Genomic DNA, 19754 nt, shown 5'->3' with positions numbered 1-19754 from the left:
ATGGCGAAAGAAATCTGGAAACCGGGAAATATGCTTTATCCTGTTCCGGCTGTTTTAGTGAGCTGCCAGAACCGGGAAGGAAAGAAAAATCTGTTTACGGCCGCATGGACGGGGACGATCTGTGCCAATCCGCCCATGGCGTACGTTTCTGTCCGCCCGGAGCGGTATTCCTATGGTATGATCCGCGAGACCGGGGCATTTGTGATCAATCTGACCACAGAAGCCATGGCGCGGGCGGTGGATTACTGCGGTGTCAAAAGCGGCCGGGATGTGGATAAATGGAAGGAAACCGGCCTGACACCGGAGGCAGCCTCTGAGGTGGAAGCCCCCATGGTGGCGGAAAGCCCGGTGAGTATTGAATGTAAGGTGACCGAGGTGAAGGAGCTGGGCTCCCATCATATGTTCCTGGCGCTGGTAAAGGCGGTTCAGGTTGATCCTGCCTATCTGGATGAGTCGGGGAAATTCCGGCTGGAGAAGGCCGGGCCTCTGGCTTATTCCCACGGGACATATTTCGGACTTTCCGAGGCTCTCGGAACCTTTGGCTACAGCATTCGCAGGAAAACGACAAAACCGAAGAAAAATCAGAAAAGAATTCCGGGAAGACCGGGAAAACGCATTGAAAAGAAACCGCAAAATGGTATATAATGGCAGGGAAAGGCAGAAAATTCCCTGCCATTACCTGTATCAGAAAGGAGTTTCGAGGTTTGGCCCATTATTTGATCTCGGAGGCTTCCAGAAGACTTCATGTGGAGGCTCATGTGTTACGATATTGGGAGGAAGAGTTACAGCTTGAAATACCCAGGAACGAGTTAGGACATCGCTACTATACAGAAAAACAGCTCGCGCTGTTTCAGAGGATAAAAGAATTAAAGGAACTTGGATACCAGCTGAAGGCCATAAGAACCAGCCTGCACGAGGAAGAGGAGCAGGAGGCGGCAGAGGAGGCTGGCTTTTTCGTGGAAGACTCCGGGGAAGATTCCATGGAAGGCTCCGTGGAAGATTCCGTGAAAGAGGATCTTCCGTTCACGATCCTGCCCGGACAGAAAACCGAGGACAGGCAGCTTCCATTGGAAGCATCCGGCTCGGTACATACGGATGAAGCCTTCTCCTTGGCATCTCCGGAAAAGCTGGAGCAGTTCCAGAATATCATGACCGAGGTCATGACGGAGGCGCTGCGCCGCAACCATGAGGAATTCAGCCGCCAGGTCGGCGGCGAGATCTCCGATAAAATTTCAGATAAAGTGGCGAAAGAGATGAACTGCATCATGCGCGACAGGGAAGAACGGGAGGAGGAACGCTACCGGAAGCTGGACGAAACGATCCGGGCCTGTCAGCGGGTACAGAAGCAGAAACGGGAGGCGGCTGCCACCAGAGTACCGGGGCGGAGACGAAAGAAGCTGTGGGGACACAAGAAGTGAACACATAGATGATGAGATCAGGAAAGAGATAAGAACAGATTCCTTATAATACGGCAATCAATGCCATAAAAGAGATCGTTCGAAGTGGGATATTTTGAAAACACAGAAACGGGCAGTGTCCCATTCCAGGCGACTGACTTCCGGGTGGAAGAAGTCTGGAATGGAACCTGCCCGTTTCGTCTGTATCCTAAACCATAGGTATCTTAAACCATATTTCCCTCAATCGGCGCACCGCTCATGAACGAAGCTGCGTTGGACAGGGTCGTATCGGCGATGGCATCCAGTGCCTCTTTGGTGAAGAAGCCCTGATGGGAGGTGATGATGACATTGGGGAAGGAGAGCAGTCTTGCCGTGGTGGAATGCTCCAGGATCTCATCGGAACGATCCTCGAAAACGTTAGGGGTTTCTTCCTCGTAAACATCCAGGCCGACGCCGAAGAACTTGTGGGCGCGGATTCCGAGAACCAGGTCATCGGTACGGATCAGGCCGCCGCGGGAGGTGTTGATGAGGATCACACCGTCTTTCATCTTTTCAATGGTATCTTTATTGATCAGATGATAGGTGCTGTCCATCAGCGGGCAGTGGAGGGAGATCAGGTCACTGGAAGCGAGAAGCTCATCCAGGCTGACATAGGTGACAAAATCCAGGCTGGGATTCTGGTAAACATCATAGGCAATGACGTTCATGCCGAAGCCATGGCAGATCCGTGCCATGGCAGCGCCGATCTTTCCGGTGCCGATGATGCCGGCGGTCTTTCCGTGGAAGTTGGAGCCCATAAGGCCGTTTAAGCTGAAGTTGTTTTCACGAACCTTGATATAGGCCTTATGAAGATGACGGTTGACAGCCAGGGCCAGAGCCATGGCATGCTCCGCAACTGCTTCGGGGGAATAGCCGGGCACACGCATCACGATCATGTCGTGCTTTCTGGCGATGTCCAGATTTACATTATTGAAGCCGGCGCAGCGCAGCAGGATCAGCTTTACGCCGCATTCATGAAGCACATCCAGGGTCTCAGCGCCAAGATCGGAGCTTACAAAGGCGCAGATTGCTTCATATCCTTTGGCCAGGGAAGCCGTCTTGGGGGAGATATCTGTTTTCAGATAATCAATGGTGATATCGGAAAAATTGGGAAGGCACTGTTCAAAGCTGTCTTTGTCATAAGGCTTGGTGTCATAAAATAAGATTTTCATAAAATTCCTCCTTATATATATGAAAGTATGGGTGAAATGGGACAGGATATTCCGATATAGGGGAATTTGTCCCACAGAAACGTTAAAATAATAACAAACTGTTTTGGAAAAAGAGGAGAGCCCTTTCAGCTCTCCTCGCGGATTTGCCGAAATTATTCAGCGGAGATAGCGTCCATGGGACATGCAGCTTCGCAAGCGCCGCAGTCTACGCACTCATCAGCGTTGATTTCGTACTTGCCATCACCTTCGGAGATTGCGGATACGGGACATTCATCAGCGCAGGTACCGCATGCTACACATTCATCAGAAATAACTCTTGCCATAATTGAAATCCTCCTTTTCTTATCAACAGATTGAATCTTATGCGCACAGAGTAAACGGGTCTGTGCCGCTAAGCGTATTGTAATACAGGTGTTCCATAATTTCAAGTGCAAAATCAAGTGCAATCTGTGGCTTAATGAGAATGAAATTCAGCTGCCGGATAACGGGAAAGAAACAGCATTTCAGAAAGCAGTCCGGGCAGGATCCGGACGCATCGTGCCTGCCGCGCAGGCTTTACATACACCGGAAAATAGGGTATAATACGAAAAGTAGTCCGCAAAAAAAGCGGAAGTTTATAGACAGGAGGAATAATGTCATGGCTAAGGTGACTAAGGATACTTTAATTGGTGAGGCAATTCAGATCGATCAGGGGATCGTTCCCATTCTGATGGGTGCAGGTATGCACTGCATCGGCTGCCCCGCTTCTCAGGCAGAGTCTCTTGCAGAGGCTGCAATGGTTCACGGAATCGATGCAGACACTCTGGTGAACACCGTGAATGAATATCTGGCAACAAAGGAACAGTAATATGGACAAGCAGGTTATATTAACGGGAGACCGCCCGACGGGGCGGCTTCACGTCGGACATTATGTTGGCTCTTTAAAGGAGCGGGTACGGCTTCAGAATTCCGGGAAGTTCGATGAGATCTATATTATGATCGCCGATGCCCAGGCGCTGACCGACAATGCGGAGCATCCGGAAAAGGTCCGCCAGAATATCATGCAGGTAGCGCTGGATTATCTGGCCTGCGGTCTTGATCCGGAGAAATCCACACTGTTTATTCAGTCCATGGTTCCGGAGCTTACCGAGCTGACATTCTACTATATGAATCTGGTAACGGTTTCCAGAGTTCAGAGAAATCCTACGGTAAAGGCTGAGATCCAGATGAGAAATTTTGAGGCCAGCATCCCGGTGGGATTCTTCTGTTATCCCATCAGCCAGGCGGCTGACATTACGGCTTTCCGGGCAACGGCAGTTCCCGTCGGTGAGGATCAGCTTCCCATGCTGGAGCAGTGCAAGGAGATCGTTCATAAATTTAATTCTGTTTACGGGGAAACCCTGACGGAGCCGGAAATCATTCTGCCGAAGAATTCTTCCTGCCTGCGTCTTCCCGGCATCGACGGAAAGGCGAAGATGAGCAAGTCTCTCGGAAACTGCATCTATCTTTCCGAGGAACCGGATGAAATCCGGAAGAAGGTCATGTCCATGTTCACCGATCCCAATCATCTGCGCGTGGAGGATCCCGGTGAGGTGGAGGGAAATCCGGTATTCATTTATCTGGATGCATTCTGCAGACCGGAATATTTCGAAGAATTTTTACCGGAGTACAGCGGTCTGGACGAGCTGAAGGCTCATTATAAGCGCGGCGGACTCGGCGATGTGAAGGTGAAGAAGTTCTTAAACAAGGTGATCCAGGCAGAGCTAGCACCGATCCGTGAACGGAGAAAGCTCTGGGAGAGCCGTCTTCCCGAGGTTTATGAGATCCTTCGTGCCGGAAGTGCAAAAGCGCAGGAGACCGCGGCAAAGACCCTTGCCGATGTACGCCATTCCATGAAGATCGATTATTTTGAGAATGATAATCTGTTAAAGCCGTAAAGAAATCGTTTATACGGAGGGCTGACACACTGAGTAAGCAGTGTGTCAGCCCGTTTTTGCTTTAACACTAAAAAAATTACATAATACAGGCAAATTATGAGACACTGGAAGCTGCATTTAAAGCACTGAATGGAAGTAACCATACACTGACTCTGAAGGATGAATCAGCATGGAATGCGGCAACCCCGGTGTACTGGACTGCCGGTAAAAAGAACGGTTATGCTGCCAGCCTGACGGCTGCCCTGACGGAGGCTTACAAGGCCAACGCCGGTGACATTACCATTGTATGCCGTCCCGGTTCGAATGTGGGCGTGATGACTCATGGTCATGTGGCGGATAATATTACGATTTATGGTAATCACGCCTATATTTCCGTCGGTGAGTGCGACCTGGAGGTTGATACATTCGCTTTCAGCCGTGAAACCGGTAAACAGGATAAGGAAAACGGTGTTTATCTGGACAAAAATATCACGATTACAGGCTATGAGCTGGATAATCTGGGCGTTTGGGGTAAGCAGCACACAGAACATACAGTGAATGTGAATCTGACTAACTGCGACAGTTCTAACGGAATCACAGTTCAGCGTGTGTATATCAGCGGAACCACTGGCGTAAATAATATTACGCTGACAGGATGTGATTTCGCAACAAAAGCAACATCTGTTTATTTTAACACAGGTGGAACGGTTGTCATTGACAGCTGTTCTTTTACGGGAGCACAGGTTCCCGTGAACTTTAACCATAAGACTGGCGGTGCTCTGACGGTATCTGTCAAGAGCTGTAAGTTTGACCGCTGTGGCGATGCCGGAGCATGGAAGCAGTTTGCTGCACCTGTCCGTTTTGTAAACAGTGGAAGCGGCACAACGAGCGCAGAGGTTGCTGGCTGTACATTCACCGGTACAGTAGGAAGTAACGGAGACATTCTGCTGGGTGATGGCCGTGAAAATCAGGCGTCCAATGATGTGAGCCTGAAAGTGACCAATACTGCAGCTGAGGTACAGGCACAGAAGCCCGGATATTATACCAGTACGGGCACAGATGAAAGCAAGCGGGGCACAAAGTCAGTTGCGGAGAATGATACGCTGACGACCAGTGTAGAGGCTATAACTTCCGGCACAACAGCTGATAAAGGTACCGAGACAAATCCTTATACGCTGGATGAGCTGAGCACGATGACCCGTGCAGAGTATGTTACAGCACAGACCGCACTGGGCGGTACCATGTATGTAACGGTCGGTGACTATTCTTACGATACGAATGGTGTTCTTGGCAACGGTGAGCGTAACGATACTCCCGGTCAGACACCTGACCATACCAAACTTAATGCTTATGGTGAAAATGGTGAAAAGAATGATGGCGCCAACGGCAAAAATATTGTGTTTGTTGGTGGAAGCATCACCAGCGGGGCTACCGGCTATACCAGCATTGACCATATTGGGACATCTCTGCTGCTGGCAGTGCCTGCCTATACCAATGTGACATTCAAGGGTGTGACATTCAACAATGTAATGAGCTTTGATTATCAGCTGTTTACTTTTCCCTGGAGCCAGCTGGGAGAAGTTTTTGTGGATGAAACGGCCGAATCCGAAAATGGACAGAACGGCGTATCCGATCAGACCGAAACCTCGGGTGAGGCCGCCGCATCCGATCAGACCGTTGCCGCACAGCAGGGAGCAAGCCTTACCTGGCTCTGGGTTACGCTGGGGGTTGTCGCGGCAGCAGCGGTGTGTGTTGTGATGGTTGTAATGCGAAAGAAAAAGAAGTAAAGCGATACGAAAGGCGCAGGAGGGTAAGAAAGCCCTCCTGCGTTTTTTGTGCGGAAGAATTTCCAAGAAGAATTTCCAACAAAAAGAGACATTGTCGAATGGGGGTTCCTATGTTAAACTGTAAGTGTCATTTCCTGCAGTTATAGAAAGTGAGAATACTTCTTGAATCTGCAAAAAACAATGATTGGAGACAGCCGTGTGCAGTACGATGAAGCGGCAAAGCGGCTTCTGGCACAGAAATCGCTGCTGGCTCTGATCTTAAAGTATACGACAGAGGAATTTCAGGAAATGGCGGAAGAGGAAATCGAGGAATGTATCGAGGGAGTACCGGAGATTTCCTCGATCAGTGTAGACCCGGAAGAGCATATGCTGCGGACAGAGCCTGCCTGTGAGCCGGGAAATTCCGGTGGAAAGGCAGCTGAACAGTTGGAACATCCGAGAGAAATCCAGGGATTATCCAACGAAAGTGTGATCGCCGGGGAAGGAAAAGTTACATACGATATTCGGTTTGTTGTTTACAGGCCGGGAAAAATACAAAAGATAAAGCTGATGATCAATATTGAAGCACAGAAAAAATGGAATCCAGGTTATGAAATTGTAACCAGAGGAATTTTCTACTGCGCCCGTATGATCTCAGGACAGAAGCACACAGAGTTTCACCACTCTGATTATGATAAGATCAAGAAGGTTTATTCCATCTGGATCTGTATGAATGCACCCGAAAACGGGATTGCGGATTATCAGATCGTACGGAAAAATCGTCTTGGGGAGAATCAGGTCAGCCGCCAGGCTTATGACAAGCTTGCTGTTGTAGTGGTTGGGCTGAAACCGGGAAGTGAGACCGATCATCGTCTGGTGCAGGTGCTGAGCACGCTGTTTTCAGAGAGTATGAGTCTTTCAGAAAAGGAAGAACGGCTGAAAGCGTGTGATGTGATCCTCACCGAAGAAGCGAGAAAGGAGGCAGGCAGTATGTGTAATCTGGGAGAAGGAATCTGGGAGCGCGGCGTGGAAGCCGGGATTCAGACCGGAATTCAGCAGGGGATTCAGACTGGAATTCAACAGGGGATTCAGACCGGAATTCAACAGGGGATTCAGACCGGGATTCAACAGGGAATTCAGACCGGAATTCAACAGGGGCAGATACAGGTAATTGTACAGCTGATCCGGAACGGAACGATATCAGTGGAGGCCGGCGCCGAGGTATTGAAAAAGAGTCCGGAGGAAATGGAACAGATCTGCAAAGAAGCCTGATGTTATGAAACGAAGGTTTCTGGAAAACAGGAACAAAGCCTGAAAACGGCAGAGCAGTACGTATCAGAAACGAAAAACCAAAGCAGGAAATGATAAATGGCAGGGGCTGAAAATGCCCTTGCCACTATTTTTGTCTTCGGTCGGGATTCCGCCTCCATTGCGGTGCGGGAACAGAACATTGGCACCGGTGAGAGATACACCCGGGCAATTGGTAAGGCTGCTGGAGGTCTGTCTGGAGTTAAAGAGCGCTCAGTACCTGGATCGCAAGTCCGTCAATGATAAGCTCGAAATGCTCTTCAAAATAGGATTCTGTGGCGTAGGAGCTTTTCACGCGGGAGCCGAATTCCTGAATGGTGTTCAGAACACGCGCAAAGGCGTTTTCTTCATAGCCCTGGCGGCTGATGACGAGATAATAATCCTTTGCGGCAGGATCACGGTAGAGGGAATTGTGACCATCAAAAGAACTGTCCAGTACCTGGGCAGCCTGAGTTACCGCGTCCAGAGTCGGAAACTGATAGATCCGGGCTGTTTCGGGCTGCTCCGGTTTTTCGGCTGCGGCCGGTTCCGGTCCGCGGGGAAGGTCTGCTCCCTCCAGAAGCTGCTGTAGTGTATCCTCCATGGAGAAATCCTCGCTGCCGGTGGGGGTGAACCTGGAAAAACGGGTGTCCAGCTCTTCGGGATCATCGACTTTAGTGATGACCAGCATGATGCTGTTGCCGGAAAGAGGGATCGCTTCAACCATCAGTGGATTATCCTCGACCTCGAAACCAAAATCGGTGAACGCCTGCTCCATCATTTCCTGAAACAGCCCCTTCGCTTTGGCACTTCCATATGCCAGCTCGCCAAGGTTTAACTGCCGCTCGCTGAGATCACTGCTGCTCAGCGTGCAGCGAATCTGATTTTCGTTGATTTTCTCTATTTTCAAATGCTCACTTCCTGTCCTGAAACGCCGCCGGGGTGAAAACCCATCATTGCGGCATGCTTTGTTTATGGCTGGATATAGTATAAACAATCAGGCGGAAGATGTAAAGTGGGAGGAAGAGGAAAATTCTGTATTGAAAATGCTGTCTGTAGAAAGGAAGCCTGGAGCTGGTGAGGACAAAGGAAGTCTGTAACAGTCGTTCAGGGTCTTACTTTGTCGAATCGCTTGCGCTTTTCTGTAAGGTATTGTAACATATTCGCAAGCAGTCCTTTGTTTTATTCTGATTGTGTTATTCTAATCGTTTTATTCTAATGCCCGTTCGGGCGGATTTTCCCGGAAAAATATAACAACTTAAATCAACAGAAAATTCAGGAGAAGATGGTATGGCAAAAAAGAAAAAGATGTCAAAAGAGGAGCGGGAGCGTTATGATGCACTGGTGATGCAGATGAAGCAGTATGAAAAGCAGGGCATTGGTCTGAGCCTCAGCGGGCGGGAAATGTCCGCCGAAGAGATCGCCGGTGCATGTGCAGTGCGGGAGCATGGCATGTATATGGGCGATTATATCTGGACTGCGGACGGCCGCCTCTCGGAAATACGCTATGATAAGATCGAGGAAGAACCTGAAACAAGAACAAAAACACCGCAGTAAACAAATCGGACAGACCCGGCGAAAACCGGAAATGTACAATCATTGGGCGGAAGCCCACTCTCATCTATAAAAGAGTCTGGCTCGGAAGATATTAAAATTTTCTGATTTTTTTCCATCACAGGCGGATTTTAAAAAATGTATGCTATACTGTAATCGGCACCAGGGAAAAACAGATGAGGTTACAGTTATGGCAGAATTACGAAGAACGTATGACAGGCGGGGACAAAAAACCGGAAAAGCCGGGGTCAGATCGTCTGAACCGATAAGAAACAGAAGAGGACGGAGAAAGCAAAAGCACCGTTCGCCGGCGGGAATTGCTTTTCTTCTTGCGGTGCTGGCGTTTCTTGCGGTCTGTGGCTATGTGCTGCTGCGAAAATACGGGCCGGGGCGTACCTGGGCGGATTATGGAACCGTTTATGGTATGGGAGCCGAAGAAACGGCAGTGTTTTATAACGGGGTACAGGCCGAAGGAACAGCAGTGATCCGGAATGACCGCATCTATGTGCCGGACGGCGCAGCCTCTGAGGCTGACAGCCGCTGGTATCTCAGTGACGAAGGACTGCTTCTTTATTCACTGGCGGACGAGACGGTGGAGATTCAGCCGTCATCGACCGCGTATACAAGAAACGGCGCGGTAACAGATGTGGGCTATGAGATCTTCTTTGTGGAAGAGGGAACGGCCTACATATCCGTAGATTTTATGGAGAGCTTTGCCGGAGTGAAGGCAAGCAGCTTTCCGGCAGATGAAGAGAAAGAAGTTCCGGCAAGGCTGTATCTGGACAGCGACTGGGGAACCCATGAACAGGCGCAGGCAGCCGGAAAAACGGCTGTGCGGATCCTGGCCGGGATCAAAAGTCCGATCCTGACAAAGACAAAAAAAGGAAGTACCCTTCAGATTATAGATTCCGTGGATGACTGGACAAGAGTGCGGACTGAGGACGGGTTTATCGGGTATGTGAAGACCGGCCAGCTGAAAAACAGAGAAGAATATGAACTGACATCATCGGTGAGCCTGCCGGAGTACACCACGATCCATCTGGACGAGCCGGTCTGCATGGCGTGGCACCAGGTGTTTTCAGCGGCGGACAATGAAAAGCTGTCGCTGTATCTGGAAGATACCGAGGGGATCAATGTGCTTTCTCCCACCTGGTTTTCGGTGACGGATCATGCGGGGACCCTGGATTCTCTGGCGGACGCTTCCTATGTGGCACAGGCCCATGAACAGGGGATTCAGGTCTGGGTATTGATCGATGATTTTAATACCGATGTGGATGATCTGACGCTGCTTTCCTCTACGGCGGCGCGGAAAAGCATGATCGACCAGCTTCTGACGGCAGCGGCGGAAACAGGATTTGACGGGATCAATCTGGATTTCGAGAGTATCAGGCAGGACAGTGCTTCCCATTATCTTCAGTTTGTCCGGGAGCTTTCTGTTGCATGCCGGAAAGCAGGACTGGTATTTTCGATTGATAATTATTCCAGCGGACGGAGCTGGTATAATCTCCGTGAGCAGGGCATGGTGGCAGATTATATCGCAATCATGGGCTACACAGAGCATTACAAGGGCTGCTGCTCCGGAACAAATGCATCGCTGAGCTTTTCGGAGAATGGGATCAAAACGGCACTCCAGTATGTTCCTGCGGATAAGGTCATTAACGGACTTCCGTTTTATATGCGGCTCTGGAAGGAGACACCGGAGGAAAACGCCGGAGCAGACGAAACGCTGTATGAGGATGGAAAGTCGGTGTATGACGGAAAATATGCGAGAGATTCCAGGGCCATCAGCATGAGTGAGGCTCAGAGCTTGATTTCCGAGCATGGTGTGACACCGGAGTGGGATGACAGTCTGGGCCAGTATTATGCTCAGTATGAGGAGGATGGTTCCACCTACCGGATCTGGGTGGAGGATTTGAAATCCCTGGAATTAAAGATGCAGAAGGTACAACAGTACGGAATTGCCGGAGCGGCATTCTGGAAGCTGGGGCTGGAGACCAGCGATGTCTGGCCGATGATCGGAAGATATCTGCGGCGTTAGCAGAAATACGGAAGCATACCTGAGACGTTGAAATGTCCGGGCTTGTCTTGTGCAGAGCAGCACAAGGCGGCCTGGGCATTTTTTGTTTCATAAGAAAGTACGTCCTGTGAAACAAAAACGCTCCGTTTGACCGGAAAGTATATCCTGCGAACAGAAATACTTTTCAGAGTTTATTGTCTGAAAAATGGAAAGGATTTCCGGCGACTGAATGGACAACGGACGAATCAGAAACGCTCAAGGAGGAAATAATTTTTAAGAAGAGAGAAAGGAGGATAATGGAATTGGAAGAGTTTGTTTTAAAACCTCGCATTTATATGGGAAAAGGCGGACTGGATAAGCTTCTGACCGGTGTAGATCGGGCGTTTATTGTAACAGACCGTTTTATGCACGAAAGCGGGAAGGTGAGCTATCTGACAGAACCCATGAAAGCACATGGCATCAGATACGAGATTTTTTCAGATGTAAAGCCTGATCCCGATATCGCAACGGTAACAAAGGGGATCGGACAGCTTCTGGACTTTAAGCCGCAGATCCTGTTTGCATTGGGTGGAGGCTCTCCCATTGATGCGGCAAAGGCCATGAACTGGCTGTCGGTAAAGGGCGGGCTGGCTGAAAAAATCACCCTTGTGGCGATTCCGACTACAAGCGGGACCGGTTCTGAGGTAAGCCGTTTTTCGGTGATCAGCGATCCGGAAAAAGCTGCGAAATATCCGTTGATCTCAGATGAAGTGCTTCCGGACGCCGCAATTCTGGACGCAGAGCTGGTAAAAACCGTTCCGCCGTCTGTTACAGCAGACACGGGGATCGATGTATTTACCCATGCGATTGAAGCGTTTGTGTCGACCGGAGCGGATGATTTTACCGATGCTGCGGCAGAAAAAGCATTAAAGCTGGTTCGGAGCAGCCTGTTGAAAGCTTATAAGAATCCGGACGATCTGGAGGCAAGACAGAAGATGCACCATGCGTCCTGTCTGGCAGGGATCGCATTCAGCAATGCCGGCCTGGGACTGGTTCACGGAATGGCACATACCATGGGAGCCCATTTTCACATTCCCCATGGGAGAGCAAACGGAATCCTGCTTCCCTATGTCATGGCATTTAATGCGGGCTGTCATGACAGCCTGACGCCGGTGGCTGCCAGATATGCAAGGATCGCCAGGGTACTCCGTCTGGAGGGACCCAGTATCCGTCAAAGTGCATTCAGTGCCGTGCGGACGGCAAGGCAGTATGTGAGACAGCTTCATATTCCGGATACAATCCAGGCTGCAGGAATCAGCAGGGAGCAGTTTGAGGCAGCTCTGGACGAGATGGCAGAGGCGGCGCTCATGGATGCCTGCACAGGCACAAATCCCAGATCCTGTACAGAGGAGGAGATCAGGGAAATTTTCCGGCGTGCTTATACCGGAAAGCTGATCTGACTGGAAAGGGGAAAAAGGAATCATGTACGAAGATAAGAAAGAGCGGATCATACAGGAATTTGTGCCCGGCAGGCAGGTTACACTGGCTCATGTGATCCCCCATCCCGTAGAAGCGCTGTACGGAAAGATGGGACTGGTAGACGGTAAGGGTGCCATCGGCATTTTTACGATAACGCCAAGCGAGGGAGCCATCATTGCTGCCGATGTGGCAAGTAAGGCTGCGGATATTACGATCGGATTTGTGGACCGGTTCAACGGTTCCCTGATTATCACCGGTGATGTTTCTGCTGTGGAGGCTGCGCTTCATGATGTGATGAGCGTGCTCTGTGATTCTATGGGCTTTGCACCGGCACCGGTGACCAGATCCTGACAGGAGGTTTCCGGGTGGAAGAAACAAAAAAAATGAAACGCGTGATTTTGATCGGGCCGTCCATGGCAGGGAAGACAACGCTTTGCCAGTATATCAGCCATGAAGACCTGAACTATAACAAGACTCAGACTGTAGAGGTAGTAAACGGAACCATGATCGATACTCCGGGAGAGTATTTGGAGCGGACGTACATGCGGGGAGCGCTGATCGTTACGGCAGTTGACGCAGACCTGATCATTCTGGTCCAGCCGGTCGGAACGGCTATGAACATGTTTCCGCCGGGATATTCCAGCAGCTTTGCCAAGCCCTGTATCGGGGTTGTGACAAAAGCAGACCTGGGAGATGCCGGGCAGATCAGGGAGGCCTGGAGATATTTGAAGGCAGCCGGCGCGAGGAGGGTTTTTGTTACCAGCAGTTATGAGGGAACCGGGTTCGGGGAATTTCTCGATTACCTGAAAAGTGAGCAGTAAAACCGGGGGAGAGTAAAAGGAGGAAAAAGGTATCATGAAAGAACAGATTCTCAGTGTAGGTATTGATATCGGAACCTCAACGACTCAGCTGATCTTCAGCCGTCTTACGATCGTGAATCTGGCGAGCAGCTATACCGTACCCAGGATCAGCATCGTGGATAAGGAAGTGATCTATCGGAGCAGTATCTATTTTACCCCGCTGAAGTCCCAGACAGAGATTGATGCGGAAAAGGTCCGCGAGATCATCCGGAAGGAATATGAGAAAGCGGGAATGAAGCCGGAGAATCTGAAGACCGGTGCGGTGATCATTACGGGGGAGACGGCCAGAAAGCAGAATGCCAACAGCGTCCTGGAGACACTCAGCGACATGGCCGGCGATTTCGTGGTTGCAACGGCGGGGCCGGATCTGGAGTCGGTGCTTTCCGGCCGGGGTGCAGGTGCAGACCGGATCTCGGAAGAAAAACGGGAAGTGGTGGTTAATATCGACATCGGCGGCGGAACCAGCAACCTTGCATTTTTCCAGAAGGGAGCGGTCCGCGGGACAAGCTGTCTGGATATTGGCGGACGGCTGATCAAGGTGGAGAACGGTGTAATTACCTATGTTTTTCCGACAATAAAAGAACTGGCGGAAGCTCATGATATCCGGATCCAGGCTGGAGACCGGGCAGATGAAAAGCTGCTTTACCGGGTCTGCGAATATATGGCAGACCAGCTCGCCATGGCGATCCATTTAAAGGAGGCAGACAGCTTTCATAAGAAGCTGTATACCAACGACGGAAAGCCACTGGCAAAGGAGCCGCCTGTCACAGCGGTAACATTTTCCGGAGGCGTGGCAGAGTGCATGCGTCATCCGACGGAAACAGATCCGTTCCGTTTCGGGGATGTGGGCGTCCTGCTTGCAAAGGCAGTGAAGGCGAACTCGTCCTTTGGAAGAATCCATCAGTATGAGGCAGCGGAAACTATCCGGGCAACGGTTGTCGGTGCAGGAACTCATTCCACAAGTGTAAGCGGAAGTACCATCAGCTACCAGCGGGATAAGCTCCCTATTAAGAATATGCCGGTGATACGGATCCAGGCAGAGGATGAGCAGGAGCACGGGCATTTTGTGGAAACACTGAAGCGTGGCCTCGCTTTTTATGTGGAGGACGGAAAGCAGGAGCCGGCAGCGATTGCATTTTCTGGAGCGTATCATACCGGATTCCGGCAGATCCAGGAGCTTGCAGCCTGGATCCTTGAGGGAGCAGGCGGGATCTTAAACAGTGTGCATCCTCTGATCCTGGTGATTGAGAATGACATTGCAAAGGTTCTCGGAAATGCGCTGAATGTGATGCTGGAACGGAAAAAGGAAGTAATCTGTATTGATGGGATCCACGCATCTGACGGCGACTATATTGACATCGGGGAACCGGTGGCAGAGGGACGGGTCGTTCCTGTGGTTATCAAAACACTGATTTTTAACTCATAAGGAATAACTCCTTACAGAAACGAAATCCTAAGAACAGAATTTACATGCAGATTGATTGACTCCGAAAAAAGAATTGGTGAAACAAAAAACAGAAAAGGAGATGGAAACAATTGATTCTTAAAACAAAACTATTTGGAAAAGTGTATCAGTTTAAGTCTCTTTGTGAGGTTATGGCGAAAGCGAACGAAGAAAAATCCGGCGATAAGCTGGCAGGGATCGCAGCAGAGTCCGCGGAAGAGCGTGTAGCGGCAAAGGCGGTTCTTTCTCATATCACACTTCAGGATCTGCGAAATAATCCGGCTGTGCCTTACGAGGAAGATGAAGTTACCAGAATTATTCAGGACGATGTGAATGAGGCCATTTACAATGAGATCAAGGGCTGGACGGTTGGTGAATTCCGTGAGTGGATCCTGGATACTCAGACCACAGGTGCTATGATCCGGCGCGTGTCCAGAGGCCTGACTAGTGAGATGGTTGCCGCTGTGTGCAAGCTTATGAGCAATCTGGATCTGGTGTACGGAGCAAAGAAGATCACAGTTACGGCACACTGCAATACCACGATTGGTCTTCCCGGAACCTTCTCCTCCAGACTTCAGCCGAACAATACCATCGATGATCCCAAGGGTATTACGGCTTCCGTACTGGAAGGCCTGAGCCTTGGCTGCGGCGATGCAGTTATCGGCCTGAATCCCGTAGATGATTCCGTGGAAAGCGTTTCCACGATCCTGAAACGCTTTGATGAGATCAAGAATAAATATGAAATTCCGACACAGATCTGTGTACTGGCACATGTGACGACACAGATGGAAGCAATCCGAAAGAATCATGTGCCGATCGATCTGATGTTCCAGTCCATCGCAGGCTCTCAGAAAGGAAATGAGGCGTTCGGTCTGAACGCATCCATGATCCAGGAGGGGCATGACATGATGCTCAAGGAAGCGACCAGTACAGGTCCTAATGTGATGTACTTTGAGACCGGACAGGGCTCTGAGCTCTCCTCCGACGCGCATCATGGCTGGGATCAGGTGACCATGGAGGCAAGATGCTACGGCTTCGCAAAGCGGTATCACCCGTTCCTGGTTAATACGGTTGTAGGCTTCATCGGACCGGAATACCTGTATGATTCCAAGCAGGTAACAAGAGCCGGACTGGAGGATCATTTCATGGGCAAGCTGACCGGAATCCCTATGGGCTGCGACGCATGCTATACCAACCATATGAAGACAGACCAGAATGATATCGAGAACCTGGCAACCCTGCTGGTAGCCGCAGGCTGCAACTATATCATGGGCGTACCTCAGGGCGATGACTGTATGTTAATGTACCAGTGCACCGGCTTCCATGAAGCAGCGGCACTCCGTGAAGTATTCGGACTCCGTCCCATTAAGGAATTTGACCAGTGGCTGGAGAAATGGGGACTTTCCAGAGACGGAAAGCTGACTTTGCTGGCCGGCGACGCATCTGTATTCTTAAAGTAGGAGGTATGGAATCTTGGTAAACGAAAATGATTTAAGAAATATTATCGCCCAGGTATTATCCGAGATGAACCTGGACGGCGGACAGACCGAAAAGGCAGAACACAAGGATCCGTTCACCGATATCCCCGGCTCCAATGCGGCGGCAGAGGAAATGCCCCATCTGGTTCCTCCGACCATCGAGGACGGCTGCATTCCCGATGTAGGTACGGTGGATCTCAAGCAGCAGTATCTGGTAAAGGACCCGGTAAACAAAGAAGCATTTTATGATCTGAAGCAGTATGCACCCTGCCGTCTCGGAATCGGTAAGGCGGGCGCAAGATACAAGACAGATCCTGTGCTGCAGTTCCGTGCCGCACATTCCGCTGCACAGGACGCTGTATTCTCTGATGTAGATCAGAAGCTTATTGATGATATGGGACTGTTTACCGTACAGACCAGATGCGACAGCAAGGATACGTATCTCACGAGACCGGATCTTGGCAGAAGGCTGAATGAAGAAGGCGTCAGGATGATAAAGGAAACATGCAAAATGCATCCCACTGTACAGCTCTATGTCTCAGACGGATTAAGCTCCGCAGCGGTAGCGGCAAATGTCGGTGATGTGCTTCCTGCAATCGAACAGGGCTTAAAGAGCTATGGAATCGATGTCGGAACACCGTTCTTTGTAAAGTACGGCCGTGTAGGCGTCATGGACGAGATCTCCGAGATTGTCGGTGCAGATGTGACCTGTGTGCTCATCGGTGAGCGTCCCGGCCTGATTACCGCGGAGTCGATGTCTGCCTATATTGCCTACAAGGCAGCCATCGGCATGCCGGAAGCCAGAAGAACGGTTGTATCCAATATTCATAAGGCCGGTACGATTCCGGCAGAGGCCGGTGCCCATATCGCCGGGATCATCAAGAAAATCCTGGAGAAGAAGGCCAGCGGTACAGACCTGAAACTGTAAAAATCAAAGAGAACAGGAGGAAGCACCATGAAACGAGACCCGATCAAAGCGGAGGTCCTTGCCACAAAGATTATCCCCAATGTAAGTCCCGATATGGCAAAGGAATTAAAGCTGGAGCCCGGAATGAAATCCCTGGCGCTGATCACCGCAAACAGCGATGATGTAACGTATACCGCATTAGATGAAGCAACAAAGAAGACAGACGTAAAGGTTGTATATGCAAAGAGCTTTTACGGCGGCGCAGACAATGCAAACACCAGGCTTGCCGGTGAGATCATCGGTATGCTGGCCGGCCCCAATCCCGCAGAGGTAAAGAGCGGCCTGGAGGCATGTGTAGACGTGATCGAGAATCAGGCACACTTTGTTTCTGCAAATGAAGACGATACCATTATCTACTATGCACACTGCATTTCCCGTACCGGCTCCTATCTTTCCGAGGGTGCAGGAATCCGGGAGGGTGAAGCACTGGCGTATCTGATCGCGCCGCCCCTGGAGGCAATGTACGGCGTAGATGCGGCCCTTAAGGCAGCAGATGTAAAAATGTGCGTTTTGTATGCACCGCCTTCCGAGACCAACTTCGGCGGCGCACTGCTGACCGGAAGCCAGTCCGCCTGCAAGGCAGCCTGTGATGCATTTGCAGCAGCGGTGGAATTTGTGGCAGACAATCCGAAGGAATAATGTGCAGACCGAGAAAGAGGGGCAGTACATGAAAGCGTCAGGAATGATAGAAACTTATGGCTGTGTGACAGCTGTGGAAGCATGAGATACAGGAACAGGAAACAGGAGAGGTAGACTTATGCAGTTATATGACAAGGATCTGTTGTCTGTACAGGAGGTTCGGGAGCTGGTAGCAAAAGCAAAGGCTGCGCAGTCCGAGCTGAGCGAGAAGAGCCAGGAAGAGGTTGACCGCATTGTAAAAGCGATCGCAGAGGCCGGCGTAAGAAACGCAGCAAGACTCGGAGCAATGGCTCATGAGGAAACCGGATTCGGAACAGCAGAAGATAAAACGATTAAAAATATTTTTGCCAGTGATGGCGTATACCAGTATATCAAGGATATGAAGACCGTGGGAGAGCTGGAGCGTGACGAGGAGCGCAGGCTTCGGATCATTGCCGTTCCTGTAGGCGTGATCGCAGGCCTGATCCCGTCCACAAATCCCACCTCGACCGCATTTTATAAGTCCGAGATTTCGGTCAAGGCAGGAAATGCGATCATCTTCTCCCCTCACCCCAATGCAAGAAACTGCATTCTGGAGGCGGTTAAGGTGATTCGTCAGGCAATTGCAGAGGCGGGAGGAAACGAGGATCTGGTATCCTGCATTACGATTCCGACCATTCAGGCAACAGACAACCTGATGAAGCATCCGGATGTGGCGCTGATCCTGGCAACCGGCGGTTCTGCCATGGTACGTGCTGCTTATTCTTCCGGCACACCGGCAATCGGCGTAGGACCCGGAAACGGTCCTGCCTATATTGAAAGGACCGCAGATGTGCCGCTGGCTGTAAAGAGGATCATGGATTCCAAGACCTTTGACAACGGTACGATCTGTGCTTCTGAGCAGTCGGTCGTCTGCGATGATGATATGGAGGAGACCGTCCGCAAAGAGATGGAGCGCCAGGGAGCCTATTTCCTGACACCGGAGCAGGTAAAGAAGCTTGGAAACTTTATCCTCCGTGCAAATGGAACCATGAACCCTATGATCGTCGGACGTTCCGCACAGGCAATCGCAGATCTGGCAGGCATTGAGATTCCGGCAGGTACAAAGGTTCTGGTGGCCAGGGAGACCGGAGTAGGAAGAGGACATCCGTACTCCAACGAGAAGCTGGCACCGATTCTGGCATTCTACACCGCACCTTCTTATGTGGAAATCTGTAAGCTGAGTCAGGAAATCCTGCATTATGAGGGCGCAGGCCATACCTTCTCCTTGCATACCAGGGATGAGAAGATGGTTGATTATTTCGCAAGAAGGATCCCAGCCTCCAGAATTATGGTAAATACCCCCAGTGCACTGGGTGGCATCGGTGCAACCACTGGAATGCAGCCGGCGCTGACTCTGGGATGCGGTGCAGTCGGCGGAAGTGCCACATCTGAGAATGTGGGACCGAAGCAGCTGATGAACCTTCGTTATGTGGCAGAGGGACAGTGTGAGCTGGCAGATATTAAGAAGAAGCTTCCGGACTGCTCCGAGGGAATCTGCAAGGCAGGCACAAAGCTCGGCGATATGGATGTGGATGCAGTGGTGAAGGAGATCATCAAGCGAATTCAGAGTGCATAATTTCCGGACGGAACGGGCGGTTCTCTGAAAAATATGAGGAACAAATCCAGAAATAAAAATCAGAAATCAAAGTAAGGAGGAAACAGATATGGCAGCACAGCAGGCACTTGGAATGATCGAAACAAAAGGACTTGTTGCTTCCATCGAGGCAGCAGATGCAATGGTAAAGGCAGCAAACGTAACG

Annotated in this window: 20 protein-coding genes; 17 read left to right on the top strand and 3 right to left on the bottom strand. The window is 50.5% G+C overall.

Annotated features, from left to right (window positions below; translation table 11 throughout):
* Both ACTQ3K_RS09295 and ACTQ3K_RS09290 read left to right on the top strand, forming a co-directional pair.
* Nucleotides 1–645, top strand: coding sequence for a flavin reductase family protein (locus tag ACTQ3K_RS09295; RefSeq protein WP_441567312.1), 645 nt, complete (start codon nt 1–3; stop codon nt 643–645).
* Nucleotides 646–704: 59 nt separating this feature from the next.
* On the top strand, nt 705–1418 hold the full coding sequence (locus tag ACTQ3K_RS09290) for a helix-turn-helix domain-containing protein (protein ID WP_441567310.1): 714 nt from the start codon (nt 705–707) through the stop codon (nt 1416–1418).
* 203 nt (nt 1419–1621) lie between these two features.
* Here ACTQ3K_RS09290 and ACTQ3K_RS09285 read toward each other — a convergent pair whose 3' ends face one another.
* Entirely contained in the window at nt 1622–2608 is a 987-nt protein-coding gene (locus ACTQ3K_RS09285) for a 2-hydroxyacid dehydrogenase (protein WP_441567308.1), read from the bottom strand.
* A gap of 152 nt (nt 2609–2760) precedes the next feature.
* The gene (locus ACTQ3K_RS09280) at nt 2761–2931 is read right to left on the bottom strand and encodes a DUF362 domain-containing protein (RefSeq protein WP_441567306.1); all 171 of its coding nucleotides are present in this window, start codon (nt 2929–2931) and stop codon (nt 2761–2763) included.
* Nucleotides 2932–3245: 314 nt separating this feature from the next.
* Between ACTQ3K_RS09280 and ACTQ3K_RS09275 the strand changes: the two genes are divergently transcribed.
* The 4 genes from ACTQ3K_RS09275 (at nt 3246) to ACTQ3K_RS09260 (ending at nt 7541) form a co-directional block, all read left to right on the top strand.
* Complete coding sequence (locus ACTQ3K_RS09275; protein WP_441567304.1) at nt 3246–3455, top strand: DUF1858 domain-containing protein; 210 nt, start codon at nt 3246–3248, stop codon at nt 3453–3455.
* Nucleotide 3456: 1 nt separating this feature from the next.
* On the top strand, nt 3457–4524 hold the full coding sequence (trpS, locus tag ACTQ3K_RS09270) for a tryptophan--tRNA ligase (protein WP_441567303.1): 1068 nt from the start codon (nt 3457–3459) through the stop codon (nt 4522–4524).
* A gap of 188 nt (nt 4525–4712) precedes the next feature.
* Nucleotides 4713–6290, top strand: a complete 1578-nt coding sequence (locus tag ACTQ3K_RS09265; protein WP_441567301.1) for a hypothetical protein — start codon at nt 4713–4715, stop codon at nt 6288–6290.
* Nucleotides 6291–6488: 198 nt separating this feature from the next.
* Nucleotides 6489–7541 (top strand): PD-(D/E)XK nuclease family transposase, encoded by a 1053-nt coding sequence (locus ACTQ3K_RS09260; RefSeq protein WP_441567299.1) that lies wholly within the window; start codon nt 6489–6491, stop codon nt 7539–7541.
* Nucleotides 7542–7779: 238 nt separating this feature from the next.
* Here ACTQ3K_RS09260 and ACTQ3K_RS09255 read toward each other — a convergent pair whose 3' ends face one another.
* Nucleotides 7780–8466 (bottom strand): adaptor protein MecA, encoded by a 687-nt coding sequence (locus tag ACTQ3K_RS09255; RefSeq protein ID WP_441567297.1) that lies wholly within the window; start codon nt 8464–8466, stop codon nt 7780–7782.
* Nucleotides 8467–8846: 380 nt separating this feature from the next.
* Between ACTQ3K_RS09255 and ACTQ3K_RS09250 the strand changes: the two genes are divergently transcribed.
* From ACTQ3K_RS09250 to ACTQ3K_RS09200, 11 genes are all read left to right on the top strand, one after another.
* Nucleotides 8847–9113 (top strand): hypothetical protein, encoded by a 267-nt coding sequence (locus tag ACTQ3K_RS09250; RefSeq protein ID WP_441567295.1) that lies wholly within the window; start codon nt 8847–8849, stop codon nt 9111–9113.
* Between the two features lie 187 nt (nt 9114–9300).
* The gene (locus ACTQ3K_RS09245) at nt 9301–11148 is read left to right on the top strand and encodes a glycosyl hydrolase family 18 protein (RefSeq protein ID WP_441567293.1); all 1848 of its coding nucleotides are present in this window, start codon (nt 9301–9303) and stop codon (nt 11146–11148) included.
* Between the two features lie 275 nt (nt 11149–11423).
* Nucleotides 11424–12566, top strand: coding sequence for a 1-propanol dehydrogenase PduQ (locus tag ACTQ3K_RS09240; protein ID WP_441567291.1), 1143 nt, complete (start codon nt 11424–11426; stop codon nt 12564–12566).
* A 22-nt stretch (nt 12567–12588) separates the two neighbouring features.
* Nucleotides 12589–12936, top strand: a complete 348-nt coding sequence (gene eutS, locus ACTQ3K_RS09235; RefSeq protein WP_441567289.1) for an ethanolamine utilization microcompartment protein EutS — start codon at nt 12589–12591, stop codon at nt 12934–12936.
* Nucleotides 12937–12950: 14 nt separating this feature from the next.
* Nucleotides 12951–13406: a EutP/PduV family microcompartment system protein gene (locus tag ACTQ3K_RS09230; RefSeq protein WP_441567287.1), complete on the top strand. Its 456-nt coding sequence runs from the start codon at nt 12951–12953 to the stop codon at nt 13404–13406.
* A gap of 34 nt (nt 13407–13440) precedes the next feature.
* Nucleotides 13441–14871, top strand: a complete 1431-nt coding sequence (gene eutA, locus ACTQ3K_RS09225; protein WP_441567285.1) for an ethanolamine ammonia-lyase reactivating factor EutA — start codon at nt 13441–13443, stop codon at nt 14869–14871.
* Between the two features lie 110 nt (nt 14872–14981).
* Nucleotides 14982–16349 carry an ethanolamine ammonia-lyase subunit EutB gene (locus ACTQ3K_RS09220; protein WP_441567283.1) on the top strand — a complete coding sequence of 456 codons (1368 nt, stop codon included), beginning with the start codon at nt 14982–14984 and terminating at the stop codon, nt 16347–16349.
* A gap of 13 nt (nt 16350–16362) precedes the next feature.
* Nucleotides 16363–17295 carry an ethanolamine ammonia-lyase subunit EutC gene (eutC, locus tag ACTQ3K_RS09215; protein ID WP_441567282.1) on the top strand — a complete coding sequence of 311 codons (933 nt, stop codon included), beginning with the start codon at nt 16363–16365 and terminating at the stop codon, nt 17293–17295.
* 27 nt (nt 17296–17322) lie between these two features.
* Nucleotides 17323–17973 (top strand): ethanolamine utilization microcompartment protein EutL, encoded by a 651-nt coding sequence (eutL, locus tag ACTQ3K_RS09210; protein ID WP_441567280.1) that lies wholly within the window; start codon nt 17323–17325, stop codon nt 17971–17973.
* 118 nt (nt 17974–18091) lie between these two features.
* A complete protein-coding gene (locus ACTQ3K_RS09205; protein WP_441567278.1) occupies nt 18092–19570 on the top strand; it encodes an acetaldehyde dehydrogenase (acetylating) in 1479 nt (492 codons plus the stop codon).
* Between the two features lie 88 nt (nt 19571–19658).
* Nucleotides 19659–19754 (top strand): BMC domain-containing protein (locus tag ACTQ3K_RS09200; RefSeq protein WP_302695205.1); only part of this gene is annotated, 96 nt, incomplete at its 3' end.

The organism is Candidatus Paralachnospira sp. LCP21S3_A2, from assembly GCF_052118925.1.
Taxonomy (GTDB): domain Bacteria; phylum Bacillota; class Clostridia; order Lachnospirales; family Lachnospiraceae; genus Lientehia.
This window is presented reverse-complemented; position numbering and strand designations above follow the sequence as displayed.

What these genes read in the sequence shown, in the direction of transcription:
- ACTQ3K_RS09295 (WP_441567312.1), top strand. Translation starts at nt 1, where the DNA reads ATGGCGAAAGAAATCTGGAAACCGGGAAATATGCTTTATCCTGTTCCG.
- ACTQ3K_RS09285 (WP_441567308.1), bottom strand. Translation starts at nt 2,608, where the DNA reads ATGAAAATCTTATTTTATGACACCAAGCCTTATGACAAAGACAGCTTT.
- ACTQ3K_RS09280 (WP_441567306.1), bottom strand. Translation starts at nt 2,931, where the DNA reads ATGGCAAGAGTTATTTCTGATGAATGTGTAGCATGCGGTACCTGCGCT.
- ACTQ3K_RS09275 (WP_441567304.1), top strand. Translation starts at nt 3,246, where the DNA reads ATGGCTAAGGTGACTAAGGATACTTTAATTGGTGAGGCAATTCAGATC.
- trpS (WP_441567303.1), top strand. Translation starts at nt 3,457, where the DNA reads ATGGACAAGCAGGTTATATTAACGGGAGACCGCCCGACGGGGCGGCTT.
- ACTQ3K_RS09250 (WP_441567295.1), top strand. Translation starts at nt 8,847, where the DNA reads ATGGCAAAAAAGAAAAAGATGTCAAAAGAGGAGCGGGAGCGTTATGAT.
- ACTQ3K_RS09245 (WP_441567293.1), top strand. Translation starts at nt 9,301, where the DNA reads ATGGCAGAATTACGAAGAACGTATGACAGGCGGGGACAAAAAACCGGA.
- ACTQ3K_RS09240 (WP_441567291.1), top strand. Translation starts at nt 11,424, where the DNA reads ATGGAATTGGAAGAGTTTGTTTTAAAACCTCGCATTTATATGGGAAAA.
- eutS (WP_441567289.1), top strand. Translation starts at nt 12,589, where the DNA reads ATGTACGAAGATAAGAAAGAGCGGATCATACAGGAATTTGTGCCCGGC.
- eutA (WP_441567285.1), top strand. Translation starts at nt 13,441, where the DNA reads ATGAAAGAACAGATTCTCAGTGTAGGTATTGATATCGGAACCTCAACG.
- eutL (WP_441567280.1), top strand. Translation starts at nt 17,323, where the DNA reads ATGAAACGAGACCCGATCAAAGCGGAGGTCCTTGCCACAAAGATTATC.
- ACTQ3K_RS09205 (WP_441567278.1), top strand. Translation starts at nt 18,092, where the DNA reads ATGCAGTTATATGACAAGGATCTGTTGTCTGTACAGGAGGTTCGGGAG.